The organism is Bradyrhizobium sp. Gha (assembly GCF_900113735.1).
In the GTDB taxonomy this organism is placed as follows: domain Bacteria; phylum Pseudomonadota; class Alphaproteobacteria; order Rhizobiales; family Xanthobacteraceae; genus Bradyrhizobium.
Window position 1 is genome coordinate 82,743 of the sequence record NZ_FOQM01000024.1, and the last position, 13,716, is coordinate 96,458.

Consider the following 13,716-nt stretch of genomic DNA (forward strand, 5'->3'; position numbering starts at 1 on the left):
GGCGATCCAGTACTCCGGAGCAGCAGTGGTTCAATCGATAGGCCGCGGCGTACTGGATTCCCCGCTTTCGCGGGGAATGACGGCGGAGGGTGAGGCGACAGCCTGGATTGCTTCGCGACGAGCCCAACAAAAAGCCCGCGGTCCCCCAAGACCGCGGGCTTGTTTCATGCGCGCATCAAACCGATGAAAACTGCGCGTGTGGGCTGAGGCGCGAGATCGCCGTCAGGAGATCACTTCCGCGGTGACGCGGCCGACGCCGGCACCGGTGAGGCCGATGGCGCGGGCAGCGCCGGTGGAGAGATCGAGCACGCGGCCGCGCACGAACGGGCCACGGTCGTTGATGGTGACGATGACGCTCTGGCCGCCATGGGTGACGCGCAGCTTGGTGCCGAACGGCAGCGAGCGGTGCGCTGCGGTCAGGGCGTTCTGGTTGAAGCGCTGGCCCGAGGCGGTGCGGCTGCCGGACTCGTTGCCGTAATAGGAAGCCATGCCGGAGAAGCTGCGGCCGGTGCCCTGGGACGGCGTCATCGACGCATTGGCGTTGAGCCAACCGGAGTTCGCAGCGGTGTCAGCCTGGGCGTGGTGGCGGTGGTGGTGAGAACCCCGGTGGTGATGCCTGGATTTGGCGGAAGCTTCGGTGGCAGTTCCACCGACGATGAGAGTTGCAGCGACGAAAGCGATCGCCGTGCGCGGCCGGGTCGCAGTGCCCAGCGTCTTCAAAGACAGCATTTAGTGGTCCCTACGCTAGTATTGCCACATATGTGGCTAATGGAGCCCCCATCAGTTTGTGAGCGGGTTCGCGTTTGGATTCCTAATGAGGCGTGAATTGGGCAGTAAATCCGATCCGTGTCGTCATGAAATATCTTGTGATCTGAATCGATATTCAGCCTGAGTTCCCAATTCTTTCGCTTTAACGATTGTTTAACCAATCTATTACTTGGCTATACTGTAAAACGAAGTTATTAATCTTCCTGTTTAGAATTGGGTAAGTATTCCGTTGCGGCGATCGGTGTGGCCGGAGTCACGGCTCAGCGAGCCGTGTTCATGGCCGGTATGCGCTGAAGGCGGGAACGAATGGGTGGGTTGGCGACAAAAGCCCCGGGCAATTCCGTGGCATGGCAGCTCAGGGCCAGCCGTCGCCGCAGCCGTCGCGAACTGCGACAAACGGCGACAGAACCTCGTGCCTTTAATTTGGCGTCATGTTGCACGTGCGCGCCTGCTATGTTAGCAAAGCCGCGATTTTAACGGACCCGGCACGTCCCCGTGTCGGCCGAGAATCAAAGTCCCGCTTGAATTCCAAGGGCTTGGATCGCTAGGCGCCGCGTTGCGGCGACGGTTTTTCCCTTGCGAATTTGACAGCACAAAGAGCGCGTCTGTGGCTGCAGAAGATACGTCCGTTTCAGGTGTGTCGGGTCGTTATGCAACGGCCTTGTTTGAACTCGCCCGCGACCACAAAGTGGTCGATGAGGTCAAAGCCGATCTCGACAAGTTCGAGGGTCTGCTGAACGAAAGCGCTGACCTCAAGCGCCTCGTCCGCAGCCCGGTTTTTGCGGCTGACGCCCAGTCCAAGGCCCTCTCGGCCGTGCTCGACAAGGCGGGCATATCCGGCATTTCCGCCAATTTCCTGAAAGTGCTGACCGTCAACCGCCGTCTGTTCGCGGTGGCTGACGTCATTCGCGCCTATCGCGCCCTGGTCGCCAGGTTCAAGGGCGAGGCGACGGCGGATGTCACGGTCGCGGAAGCCCTCTCGGACAAGAATCTCGACGCCCTCAAGGTTGCCCTGAAGTCGGTGACCGGCAAGGACGTCGCGCTCAACGTGAAGATCGATCCCTCGATCATCGGTGGTCTCGTCGTCAAGCTTGGCAGCCGCATGATCGATAGTTCGCTTCGCACCAAACTCAATTCGATCAAGCACGCGATGAAAGAGGCAGGCTGATGGACATCCGCGCCGCGGAAATTTCCGCGATCCTCAAGGACCAGATCAAGAATTTCGGCCAGGAAGCTGAAGTCTCCGAAGTCGGACAGGTGTTGTCCGTCGGCGACGGCATCGCCCGCGTCTACGGTCTGGACAACGTCCAGGCCGGTGAAATGGTCGAGTTCGAGAACGGCACCCGCGGCATGGCGCTGAACCTCGAAACCGACAACGTCGGTGTCGTTATTTTCGGTGCCGACCGCGAAATCAAGGAAGGCCAGACCGTCAAGCGCACCCGCGCCATCGTGGACGCGCCTGTCGGCAAGGGCCTGCTCGGCCGCGTCGTCGACGCGCTCGGCAACCCGATCGACGGCAAGGGCCCGATCCAGGCCGACAAGCGCATGCGCGTCGACGTCAAGGCGCCCGGCATCATTCCGCGCAAATCGGTGAGCGAGCCGATGGCGACCGGCCTCAAGGCGATCGACGCCCTGATCCCGATCGGCCGCGGCCAGCGCGAGCTGATCATCGGCGACCGTCAGACCGGCAAGACCGCGATCGCGCTCGATACCATCCTGAACCAGAAGCCGCTCAACGCACAGCCGGACGAGAACATCAAGCTGTACTGCGTCTACGTCGCGGTCGGCCAGAAGCGTTCGACGGTTGCCCAGTTCGTGAAGGTGCTGGAAGAGCAGGGCGCGCTCGAATACTCGATCGTCGTCGCCGCCACCGCGTCCGATCCGGCGCCGATGCAGTACATCGCGCCGTTCACCGCCTGCACCATGGGCGAGTTCTTCCGCGACAACGGCATGCACGCGGTCATCATCTATGACGACCTGTCCAAGCAGGCCGTCGCCTACCGCCAGATGTCGCTGCTGCTGCGCCGCCCGCCGGGCCGCGAAGCCTATCCGGGCGACGTGTTCTACCTGCATTCCCGCCTGCTCGAGCGCGCGGCGAAGCTGAACAAGGACCATGGCTCGGGCTCGCTGACCGCGCTGCCTGTCATCGAAACCCAGGCCAACGACGTGTCGGCCTACATCCCGACCAACGTCATCTCGATCACCGACGGCCAGATCTTCCTGGAAACCGACCTGTTCTTCCAGGGCATCCGTCCCGCGGTGAACGTCGGTCTGTCGGTGTCGCGCGTCGGCTCCTCGGCGCAGACCAAGGCCACCAAGAAGGTCGCCGGCAAGATCAAGGGCGAGCTCGCGCAGTACCGCGAAATGGCGGCGTTCGCGCAGTTCGGCTCCGACCTCGACGCCTCGACCCAGCGCCTGCTGAACCGCGGTTCGCGCCTGACCGAACTCCTGAAGCAGCCGCAATTCTCGCCGCTGAAGATGGAAGAGCAGGTCTGCGTGATCTGGGCCGGCACCAACGGCTATCTCGATCCGCTTCCGGTCAACAAGGTGCGCGCGTTCGAGGACGGCCTGCTGTCGCTGCTGCGCGGCAAGCACGTCGACATCCTCAATACGATCCGCGACAGCCGAGACCTCTCCGACGACACTGCTGCCAAGCTGAAGTCGGTGGTCGAAGGCTTTGCGAAGTCCTTTGCATAAAACTGCCGCCATGGCCGGGCTTGTCCCGGCCATCCACGTCTATCGGCGTGTGAGGCGGCTGCGTGGATGCCCGGGACGAGCCCGGGCATGACGAATGGATAGGTTGCGGTCGGGCCGAAGGTCAGGCCGCCGGGGTGAACGAAGAATGGCGTCACTTAAAGACATGCGCGTGCGCATCGCCTCCACCAAGGCGACGCAGAAGATCACCAAGGCCATGCAGATGGTCGCGGCCTCGAAGCTGCGACGTGCGCAGACCGCGGCGGAAGCGGCGCGTCCTTATGCCGACAAGATGAGCGCCGTGATCTCCAACATCGCCAGCGCCGCGGCAGGTTCGCCCGGTGCGCCGGTGCTGCTGGCCGGCACCGGCCGCGATCAGGTTCACCTGCTGCTGGTTTGCACCGGCGAGCGCGGCCTGTCGGGCGCCTTCAACTCGTCGATCGTGCGTCTCGCCCGCGAGCGCGCCCTGGCGCTGATCGCGCAGGGCAAGGACGTGAAATTCTTCTGCGTCGGCCGCAAGGGTTACGAGCAGCTCCGCCGGCAGTTCGACAAGCAGATCGTCGAGCATCTCGACCTGCGCAGCGTGCGCCAGCTCGGCTTCGTCAATGCCGAGGATATCGCCAAGAAGGTTCTGGCGCGCTTCGACGCCGGCGAGTTCGACGTCTGCACGCTGTTCTACTCGCGCTTCCGTTCGGTGATCGCGCAGATCCCGACCGCCCAGCAGATCATCCCGCTGGTCGTCGAGGAGGACGCGGGCGCCAACACGACGTCTTACGAATACGAGCCCGAAGAGGACGAGATTCTCACCCGTCTTCTGCCGCGCAACCTCGCTGTCCAGATCTTCCGCGCGCTGCTCGAGAACAACGCCTCGTTCTACGGCGCTCAGATGAGCGCGATGGACAACGCGACGCGCAACGCCGGTGAGATGATCCGCAAGCAGACGCTGGTCTACAACCGCACGCGTCAGGCGCAGATCACCAAGGAACTGATCGAAATCATCTCGGGTGCCGAGGCCGTCTGACCAAGGCGCTTCAGTACCCATCACACGCAACATCGCGGTCAAGCTGATCGCGGCTTAGAAGTTCGGATCGAAGGAGACATTCAATGGCAGCCCAGGTCGGTCGCGTCACCCAGGTCATCGGCGCCGTCGTCGACGTGCAGTTCGAAGGCCACCTCCCGGCCATTCTCAACTCGCTCGAGACCAAGAACGGCGGTAACCGCCTGGTGCTCGAAGTCGCCCAGCATCTCGGTGAGTCCACCGTCCGCACCATCGCGATGGACACCACCGAAGGTCTGGTCCGCGGCCAGGAAGTGACCGACACCGGTTCGCCGATCCGCGTTCCCGTCGGTGAAGGCACGCTCGGCCGCATCATCAACGTCATCGGCGAGCCGATCGACGAAGCCGGTCCCGTCAAGACGGAAGGCCTGCGCGCGATCCACCAGGAAGCGCCGACCTACACCGACCAGTCGACGGAAGCTGAAATTCTGGTCACCGGCATCAAGGTCGTCGATCTTCTTGCTCCGTATGCGAAGGGCGGCAAGATCGGCCTGTTCGGCGGCGCCGGCGTCGGCAAGACCGTGCTGATTCAGGAGCTGATCAACAACGTCGCGAAGGCGCACGGTGGTTACTCCGTGTTCGCCGGCGTCGGTGAGCGCACTCGTGAGGGCAACGACCTCTATCACGAGTTCATCGAGTCCAAGGTCAATGCCGATCCGAAGAATCCGGATCCGAGCGTGAAGTCGAAGTGCGCGCTGGTGTTCGGCCAGATGAACGAGCCCCCGGGCGCCCGCGCCCGCGTCGCGCTCACGGGTCTCACCATCGCGGAAGACTTCCGCGACCAGGGCCAGGACGTGCTGTTCTTCGTCGACAACATCTTCCGCTTCACCCAGGCCGGCTCGGAAGTCTCGGCGCTGCTCGGCCGTATTCCTTCCGCGGTGGGTTATCAGCCGACGCTCGCGACCGACATGGGCGCGCTGCAGGAGCGCATCACCACCACCCAGAAGGGCTCGATCACCTCGGTGCAGGCCATCTACGTTCCGGCCGACGACTTGACCGACCCGGCGCCCGCGACCTCGTTCGCGCATCTTGACGCGACCACCACGCTGTCGCGCTCGATCGCCGAAAAGGGCATCTATCCGGCGGTGGACCCGCTCGACTCGACCTCGCGCATGCTCTCCCCGCTGGTCGTCGGCGAGGAGCACTACGCGGTCGCCCGCCAGGTCCAGCAGGTGCTGCAGCGCTACAAGGCGCTCCAGGACATCATCGCCATTCTCGGCATGGACGAGCTTTCGGAAGAGGACAAGCTGACCGTGGCCCGCGCCCGCAAGGTCGAGCGCTTCATGTCGCAGCCGTTCCACGTCGCCGAAATCTTCACGGGCTCGCCGGGCAAGTTCGTCGACCTCGCCGACACCATCAAGGGCTTCAAGGGCCTGGTGGAAGGCAAGTATGACCACCTGCCGGAAGCCGCCTTCTACATGGTCGGCACCATCGAGGAAGCCGTCGAGAAGGGCAAGAAGCTCGCCGCTGAAGCGGCTTAACTCCAGGTGTCATCGCCGGACTTGCTCCGGCGATCCATCGAACGAGAGCTTTGATGGATGGACCCGCGGGTCAAGCCCGCGGGTGACAAGCGGAAAACAACGGAAACACCATGGCCACCTTCCACTTCGATCTCGTCTCTCCGGAAAAGCTCGCCTTTTCGGGCGAAGTCGATCAGGTCGACATTCCCGGCGTCGAAGGTGACTTCGGCGTGCTGGCGGGGCACGCGCCTGTCGTGGCTGCGATCCGGCCCGGCATCCTCGTCGTCACCACCGCTGGCCGCCACGAGAAGATCATCGTGCTCGGCGGTCTCGCCGAAGTCTCCGAAAAGGGCCTGACGGTGCTTGCCGACGTCGCGACCTCGCTGGCCGAGCTCGACCGCGCCGAGTTCGCCGAGACCATCTCGGAGATGGAGGAAGGCCTGAAGGAGCACGAAGGCGGCGAGCTCGATCAGGCCATCGAACGGCTCGATCACTTCAAGAGCATCCAGCAGCAGCTCAACACCACGGCGATGCACTAAGCCCCGGTGCACCGCTCGGGGCTCAAAGCTCTAAATTCCTGAACAAGTTCAGCGCTCGTCATCACACATGGCGGGCGCTGAAACTTTGTTGCACCGCGCCGGAGATGGCGGCATTCTGCGCCCGCGGATGTGTTTCGGGGCGGTAGCAGATGAAACGCAAGATCGCAGCGATTTTCGCAGCCGATATTGCCGGTTACTCAAGGCTGGTCGCGGAGGATGAAGAGGAGACGCTGCGGCGTCTGGCCTCCTATCGTCTGGTCGTAGACGACTTCATTGCCAAGGCCGGCGGACGCATCTTCAACACCGCCGGTGACGCCGTGCTCGCCGAATTCCCGAGCGCAGTTGAAGCCGTGCGCTGCGCGATCGACATCCAGGAGTCCTTGCGAACCCGAAACATGGCCTATCCGGCGAGCCGGCAGATGACGTTCCGGATCGGCATCACCATCGGCGACGTCGTCGAACGTGACGGCGATCTGCTCGGCGACGGCGTCAATATCGCAGCCCGGCTCGAGGGCCTCGCTGACGTCGGCGGCATCTGCATCTCCCGTGCCGTGTATGAGCAGGTCGCCAACAAGCTGTCGGTGCAGTTCGCCGATATCGGTGCGCAGGAGGTGAAGAACATCCCGACGCCGGTGCACGCCTACATGGTGGCGATGCGGCGTGAGGACGGGACTTTTGCGACGCCGCAGCTGAAGAAGGTCGCCAAGCCGGGGCAGCGGCCGAACTGGATGTGGCCATTGGTGGTCGGCGTGGTCTCGGTCGTCGCCATCGCCGTCGGCGGTCTCCTTTATTTCACCAAGCTCGAGACCGGCAAGACACCAGATCTCGCGGCGTCAGCCACGCCTGCTCCGTTGCCGAGCGCGACGGCCGCAGCGACCCCGAGTCCAACACCCACGATGGCCGCGAAGGCGCCGATGCCTTCACCGACGCCGACATCGACACCGACCCAAATGGCTGCCGCCACGCCGATGCCCACGCCCATGCCGACGCCGGCGGCGGCACCGAACGGCAAGCTCCCCGTGGATGCAGTGCCGTTTGTCAGTGAGCGCGTGCGTAGCTATTTCGGCAATGATTATTCAGCCGCCGGCGATTACAAGGCCTTCGCCCTGAACATCACCGGCTTCACCGGCGCCTCGGTCAATCAGCCGAACGAGGAAGCTGCGCGCGCCGCCGCGCTCGATCAGTGCCAAAAGCGTGCGGATGCCGCGCAGTCGCCGCGCCGCTGCGAGCTCTATGCGGTCGGCAACAAGGTGGTCTACAGCCACGGTAATCCGCCGATGCCGCCGCCGCCCTGGGTGCGGCACGACAGCATGACCGAGCGCCCGCTCGTGCCGAAAGATTTTCCGCTGCTGCGCGACCAGGCCAGGACCCGCATCGAGAACGTCTACACGCCGGCGGCAAAGTCACGCGCGGTCGCGCTCGGGCCGGGCGGCCAGTATTTCATGACGCTGGGGGCGACCTCGGTCGACGAGGCTGCGCGGCGTTCGCTGGAATCCTGCGGCGCGTTCGCAGGCTCTGCCTGCATGATCGTGGCGCTTGACGATGTCTATGTCGTGCCAATCCCGACCCTGCTCAGGGCAAACGGCTTCTTCCACGCCGCGAGCAATCCCTCGATCGTGGCCGATGCCCGCCCCGATGTCGTGCGCAAGCTCGGCGACGGCATGGGCTGGAATGCGGTCGCGGTCGGAACCGCGGGCCGCCCCGGACTGGGCCTGAAGGCCGCCGACGAGCAGACCGCCGTGGACGGGGCGATGGCCGATTGCGGCAAGCACGACAGCGACTGCCACGTCATCGCGATCGGACCTTTTACGGTGGGCCCGATCAATTAATTCAATGATTTCCAACCCCGGCCTACTGTGCATGGGGTTGTTTTCGCGAAGTCAGCTTGCGAACGGCGCGAACTCCCGGGCGACCGCGCGATAGACGTCGCGGCGGAACGGCACCACGAGGTCGGCGACGCGGTCGAGCCGCTCCCAGCGCCACGCGTCGAACTCCGCAGGCTGGCCGTTACGCGGCGTCAGCGGGTCGATCTCGTCCTCCTTGCCGGTGAAGCGCAGCGCGAACCACTTCTGCCGCTGGCCGCGGAATTTGGCCAGCCGATGGGTCTGCGGCCCATCATAGGGCGGGAACTCGTAAGTGAACCAGTCGGTCTCGCCGAGATAACAGGCGCTGACGACGCTGGTCTCCTCCCAGAGCTCGCGCACCGCGGCATCGCGAAGGTTCTCGCCCTCGTCGACGCCGCCTTGCGGCATCTGCCAGTCGAGCCCCGGCAGGATGATCTCGGGGCCGTCGCCCTTGAAGCGGTGCCCGATCAGCACGCGGCCGCCGGCATTGAACAGCGCGATCCCGACATTGGGACGGTAGGGCTTGTTGTTGGTCACTAATGCATCTTTCGTCATTCCGGGGCGCGCGAAGCGCGAACCCGGAATCTCGAGGCTCCGGGTTCGATACTTCGTATCGCCCCGGAGCGACAGTGGATCAGTCCTTCGCGAGCGCGGAAAATTCCTTGACCACGCGCTCATAGACAGGGCGCTTGAACGGAATGATCAGCTCGGGCAGATTTTTCATCGGCTCCCAGCGCCAGCTGACGAATTCGGCCTTGTGGCCGCCGCCGCCGGGCTTCTCGACATTGATCTCGCTGTCGTTGCCGGTGAAGCGCACCGCGAACCATTTCTGGCGCTGGCCACGGTAGCGGCCCTTCCAGGCGCGTCCCGCCACCGTGCGCGGAATGTCGTAGATCAGCCAGTCCGGCACCTCGCCGAGCCGCTCGATCGAGCGCACGCTGGTCTCTTCATAAAGCTCGCGCTTGGCAGCGGCCCAATTGTCCTCGCCGGGATCGACCCCGCCCTGCGGCATCTGCCAGACATGGCCGTCGTCGACATGCTCGATGCCGCCGGCACGGCGGCCGATGAACACCAGGCCTTTCGGATTGATTAGCATGACCCCGACACAGGTTCGGTAGGGCAGATCCTCGTAACGCGCCATTCCGCCTAACCTCTCGGGTACTGCTGGAACGCTGCCGGGCACTCCGGCCCGTGGCGTACCAATTCTTTGATTTAACTGGATTTTGATTTCAGCATCGCGGTTGTCAATGGCACCAAAAGGATACCCCGGTCGCTCAATGTCTTGATCCAGGCGCCGACCCGCTCGATCGAGACGGGAAGCGCGGAGGCGGTGCCGATGGCGACGCCGCGTTCCCTCGCCATCGATTCCAGCTTGTTCAGCGCACGGTCGATCTCGGTCGGGGTCGGCACCGCATCGAGCGCGATGTCGCCCTTGCCGAACGGCACGGCGAGGCTGCCGGCCGCCTGGCCCGCGATGCTGCGCGGCGAGGAGCCGTCGTCGAAGAAGCCGAGACCGCGCTTGGAGGCCTCGCGGATGATCGGCTGCATTGCCGCGTCCGTCGCCACGAAGCGAGCGCCCATGAAATTGGTGATGCCGGCATAGCCCTGCATCCGGCTCAGGTGCCAGTAGAGGCGATCGGTGTTCTGGTCTGCCGTGAGCGAGGTCAGCAGGGTTTGCGGGCCGGGATCATTGTCCGGGAAATCGTACGGCTCCATCGGGATCTGCAGGAAGATCTCGTGGCGCTGGGCGCGGGCGCGCTCGGCAAGCTTTCCGGGATCAGATCCATAGGGCGTGAAGGCCAGCGTCACCGGGCCCGGCAGCTTCATGATGGCGTCGCTGGTCTTGGCAGCACCGACGCCGAGGCCGCCGATCACGATCGCCACCACGGGCATCTTCGCGGCCTTGGCCCGGTCAGCCTCGGCGGCGTAGACGTTGAACGGCTTGAGATCGCCCGATACCGCGGGGATCATGCCGTAGCGCGACTTCTCCAGCAGCTTGGGATCGATCCCGGTCATGACGGGCGGCGGAGCGGAAGCCGCCTCGCCCTTGTCGGCGGCGTCGCCCGGGCCGATCACCACGTCGTGGCGTGCGCCGGTCGAGCCGTCGATCATGGTGACGGTTTTCTGATCGCCGGAGGCGGCTTCCTTCGCCGCCTCCTTGACCGCGCGCTTGCTCTCCTCGCCCTGGCCGGTGGCGGGCTTCGCGTCCGTAGCCTTGAGATCGCCAATCGCAATCCGCGTCATCGGCTCGCCGCCGAGCGGGTCCTTGTTGAAGATGGCGAAGCCGGCGAAGGTCACCAGGAACAGGCCGAGCATCACAGCCAGCAACTGCATGGCGGTGAACGGCAGCCGCAGCTGTCGTTTCCGGCGCGGCGTGTCCTGTCCGAGCGGGGTGCTCAGATCATCGGCCGTTTCAGTCATGCGAGATCCCGAATCACTCCACCGACGATACCACGCCGCGGTCAAGCGGCGGCAGGCCGGGATAGGCCGGGAATGTCGGAAGTTCCCAAGCAAAAAGGGCGGCAGCAAAAAAGGGCGGCTCTTGGAGCCGCCCTTTTACAACAGATCGCGTCGATCGCGTCGATCGCGTTTAGTTCGCGGCCTTAGTTCGCGGCTTTGGGCTTGTCCGTCGCGGGCGCGGCCTTGTTGTCGCCGCCAGGCGGCGGCGCCGCGCTGGCGCTGTTCTTGATGCCGTGGAGCAGGTCGTCGGCCATCTTGAGCGCCTTGTCGTCCTTGGCATCAGGCGGAACGTAGGACTGCGAACCGGTCTTCTCGTCGCCGTCGTTCTTGAGATGGCCACGGAGCGAAGCTTCACCCTTGGTGTCGGTGCGCGACTTCAGCTCGTCCGGCACGTCCTGCAGCACCTCGATATCAGGAACGATGCCCTTGGCCTGGATCGACTTGCCCGACGGCGTGTAGTAGCGCGCGGTGGTCAGGCGCAGCGCGCCATTGCCCGAGCCGAGCGGGATGATGGTTTGCACCGAGCCCTTGCCGAACGAGCGCGTGCCGACAATGGTCGCGCGCTTGTGGTCCTGCAGCGCGCCGGCGACGATTTCCGACGCCGAGGCCGAACCGCCGTTGACGAGCACGATAACAGGCTTGCCCTTGGTGAGGTCGCCCGCATGCGCGACGCGGCGCTGGGTCTCCTCGGCATTGCGGCCGCGCGTCGAGACGATCTCGCCCTTCTCCAGGAAGGAGTCGGACACGGTGACGGCCTCCTCAAGCAGACCGCCCGGATTGTTGCGAAGGTCGATGATGTAGCCCTTGAGCTTGTCGCCGATCTGGCTCGAGAGGTTCGCAATCTCCTTCTTCAGGCCTTCGGTGGTCTGCTCGTTGAAGGTGGTGATGCGGATATAGGCGATGTCGTCAGCCTCGACGCGCGCGCGCACCGAGCGAACGCGGATGTTGTCGCGCACCAGCGTGACGTCGATCGGATTGTCCTGGCCCTTGCGGATGATCTTGAGCTTGATCTTGGTGTTGACGGGGCCGCGCATCTTCTCGACCGCCTGGTTCAGGGTCAGGCCCTGCACCGCCTCATCGTCGAGATTGGTGATGATGTCGTTGGCCATGACGCCGGCGCGCGAGGCCGGCGTATCGTCGATCGGTGAGACCACCTTGATCAGGCCGTCTTCCATGGTGACCTCGATGCCGAGGCCGCCGAACTCGCCGCGGGTCTGCACCTGCATGTCGCGGAAGCTCTTGGCATCCATGTAGCTCGAATGCGGATCGAGACCGGAAAGCATGCCGCTGATGGCGGATTCGATCAGCTTGGTGTCGTCGGGCTTCTCGACATAGTCGGAGCGCACGCGCTCGAACACGTCGCCGAACAGATTGAGCTGGCGATAAGTGTCGGCGGTCGCGGCTCGCGCACTGGAGCCCATGAAGACCGCGCGCGGCTGGGTCACGAACAGCGTCAGCGCCGCACCGGTGGCCGCGCTGAGGAGGATAACTGAAGTCTTGCGCATCATCCGCGAACCTTCTCGCCTTCATTTGCGGCCCACCATGGACCTGGATCGATTGGAGTGCCGTCTTTGCGGAACTCGACATACAGCACAGGTTGACTCGCGTTGGTGGCGAGAATGGAGGCGACCTGAGATGTCGACCCCATGGTCGCGACCGGCTCCCCCGTGAGCACAAACTGTCCGATGTTTACCGAAATGCGCTCCATCCCGGCGATCAGGACATGATACCCGCCCCCGGCATTGAGGATCAAGAGTTGTCCATAGCTGCGGAACGGGCCGGCATAGACCACCCAGCCGTCGCAGGGCGTCGTGACCTGCGATCCAGGCTTGGTAGCCAGCGAAATGCCCTTCTGAACCCCACCGATTCCGTCGGAACCGCCAAAGTCCCTGATCTTGTTACCGTTAACCGGCATGGGCAGGAGCCCCTTCGCCGAGGCGAACAAGATCGCCGGGCTGGTCCGGGAGCGGTCCTTGAACACGGCCGGCCCTGATTTGGCGTCGGCCGTCGCGTTTGCCGCTGCTGCCTTAGCCTCGTTGGCCTCGGCCTGCTTTGCGGCCTCGGCCGCTTTCTCGGCCGCCTTGGCGGCGCTTTGCAGGTCCTGCTCCATCTTGGCGATCAGCCCCTGGAGATCGCCGACCTGCTTTGACAGGGTGATGGCGCGCGAATTCTCGGCGTCGAGGTCCTTTTCGCGCGAGGATTGCTGCCGCTGGCGCTCGTCGACCAGGGCGGTGAGGCGGGTCTGGTCGCTGCGAATCTTGTCGCGGTCGGATGCGAGCTGATCGCGCTCGGCGGCGATGGTTTTGCGCAAGGCCACGAGGTCGCCGAGCTCGCCCGCGATCTTCTCGGCGCGGCCGCGCAATTCCGGCACGACGGCACCGAGCAGCATCGCGGTGCGCAGCGATTGCAGCGCATCTTCGGGCCGCACCAGCAGTGCTGGCGGCGTGCGCCGGCCGGCGCGTTGCAGGGCCGCCAGCACCTCGACGATGTCGGCGCGGCGCGAATCGAGCGAGGCGCGGGCCGCCTGCTCGCGGCCGTTCAGCGTCTTCAGCCGCGCTTCGGCCGCGTCGATCTTGGTCTCGACGGTGCGAACATTGGCGGCGGTGTCGATCAATTGCTGATTGAGCTGGGTGCGGTCCTGGCCGAGCGAGGCGATCTCGGCCTTCAGCTTGGCTTGCGCTTCCTCCGCGCTCTTCTGGCTGGCGCGCGCTGCCTCCAGCTCCTGCTCACGCTGCTTGATGGCGTCGGGCGAGATGGCTGCGGTCTGTGGCGCCGGTGCCCCCGTCTGAGCTTGCGCGAGGCTTTCTTCGGCGAAGAGGCTTGCGCCGGCGCAACCCGCAATCAGCAGCAAATTGAGGATCGGCGCTCGCATCTCGTCTGCAAGGTGCTCGTTG

Annotated in this window: 12 protein-coding genes; 6 read left to right on the forward strand and 6 right to left on the reverse strand. The window is 64.5% G+C overall.

The features are described from left to right. Window positions 1-222 precede the first annotated feature (222 nt). Window positions 223-729, reverse strand: coding sequence for a septal ring lytic transglycosylase RlpA family protein (locus tag BM222_RS25700; RefSeq protein ID WP_092234032.1), 507 nt, complete (start codon window positions 727-729; stop codon window positions 223-225). 646 nt (window positions 730-1,375) lie between these two features. Between BM222_RS25700 and BM222_RS25705 the strand changes: the two genes are divergently transcribed. The 6 genes from BM222_RS25705 to BM222_RS25730 all read left to right on the forward strand — a co-directional run bounded on the left by BM222_RS25705 (window position 1,376) and on the right by BM222_RS25730 (window position 8,347). After that, window positions 1,376-1,936, forward strand: coding sequence for a F0F1 ATP synthase subunit delta (locus BM222_RS25705; protein ID WP_092234035.1), 561 nt, complete (start codon window positions 1,376-1,378; stop codon window positions 1,934-1,936). Further along, on the forward strand, window positions 1,936-3,465 hold the full coding sequence (atpA, locus tag BM222_RS25710) for a F0F1 ATP synthase subunit alpha (protein ID WP_092234038.1): 1,530 nt from the start codon (window positions 1,936-1,938) through the stop codon (window positions 3,463-3,465). The genes BM222_RS25705 and atpA overlap by 1 nt, the downstream gene beginning before the upstream one ends. A gap of 145 nt (window positions 3,466-3,610) precedes the next feature. After that, window positions 3,611-4,483, forward strand: coding sequence for a F0F1 ATP synthase subunit gamma (locus tag BM222_RS25715; RefSeq protein WP_092234041.1), 873 nt, complete (start codon window positions 3,611-3,613; stop codon window positions 4,481-4,483). Window positions 4,484-4,566: 83 nt separating this feature from the next. Further along, entirely contained in the window at window positions 4,567-6,000 is a 1,434-nt protein-coding gene (atpD, locus tag BM222_RS25720; protein WP_092234044.1) for a F0F1 ATP synthase subunit beta, read from the forward strand. Window positions 6,001-6,110: 110 nt separating this feature from the next. Continuing rightward, window positions 6,111-6,518, forward strand: a complete 408-nt coding sequence (locus BM222_RS25725) for a F0F1 ATP synthase subunit epsilon (RefSeq protein ID WP_092234047.1) — start codon at window positions 6,111-6,113, stop codon at window positions 6,516-6,518. Window positions 6,519-6,667: 149 nt separating this feature from the next. Next, a complete protein-coding gene (locus BM222_RS25730) occupies window positions 6,668-8,347 on the forward strand; it encodes an adenylate/guanylate cyclase domain-containing protein (protein ID WP_092234049.1) in 1,680 nt (559 codons plus the stop codon). A 51-nt stretch (window positions 8,348-8,398) separates the two neighbouring features. On the opposite strand, the gene BM222_RS25735 is transcribed toward BM222_RS25730, so the two are convergent. From BM222_RS25735 to BM222_RS25755, 5 genes are all read right to left on the reverse strand, one after another. Next, window positions 8,399-8,899: an RNA pyrophosphohydrolase gene (locus BM222_RS25735; protein WP_177243458.1), complete on the reverse strand. Its 501-nt coding sequence runs from the start codon at window positions 8,897-8,899 to the stop codon at window positions 8,399-8,401. Between the two features lie 97 nt (window positions 8,900-8,996). Continuing rightward, on the reverse strand, window positions 8,997-9,503 hold the full coding sequence (locus tag BM222_RS25740) for an RNA pyrophosphohydrolase (RefSeq protein ID WP_092234054.1): 507 nt from the start codon (window positions 9,501-9,503) through the stop codon (window positions 8,997-8,999). A 71-nt stretch (window positions 9,504-9,574) separates the two neighbouring features. Further along, window positions 9,575-10,783 (reverse strand): divergent polysaccharide deacetylase family protein, encoded by a 1,209-nt coding sequence (locus tag BM222_RS25745; RefSeq protein WP_092234057.1) that lies wholly within the window; start codon window positions 10,781-10,783, stop codon window positions 9,575-9,577. 182 nt (window positions 10,784-10,965) lie between these two features. Further along, complete coding sequence (locus BM222_RS25750) at window positions 10,966-12,330, reverse strand: S41 family peptidase (protein ID WP_092234060.1); 1,365 nt, start codon at window positions 12,328-12,330, stop codon at window positions 10,966-10,968. Further along, window positions 12,327-13,694, reverse strand: a complete 1,368-nt coding sequence (locus tag BM222_RS25755) for a murein hydrolase activator EnvC family protein (RefSeq protein WP_092234063.1) — start codon at window positions 13,692-13,694, stop codon at window positions 12,327-12,329. The genes BM222_RS25750 and BM222_RS25755 overlap by 4 nt, the downstream gene beginning before the upstream one ends. Window positions 13,695-13,716: the final 22 nt, after the last annotated feature.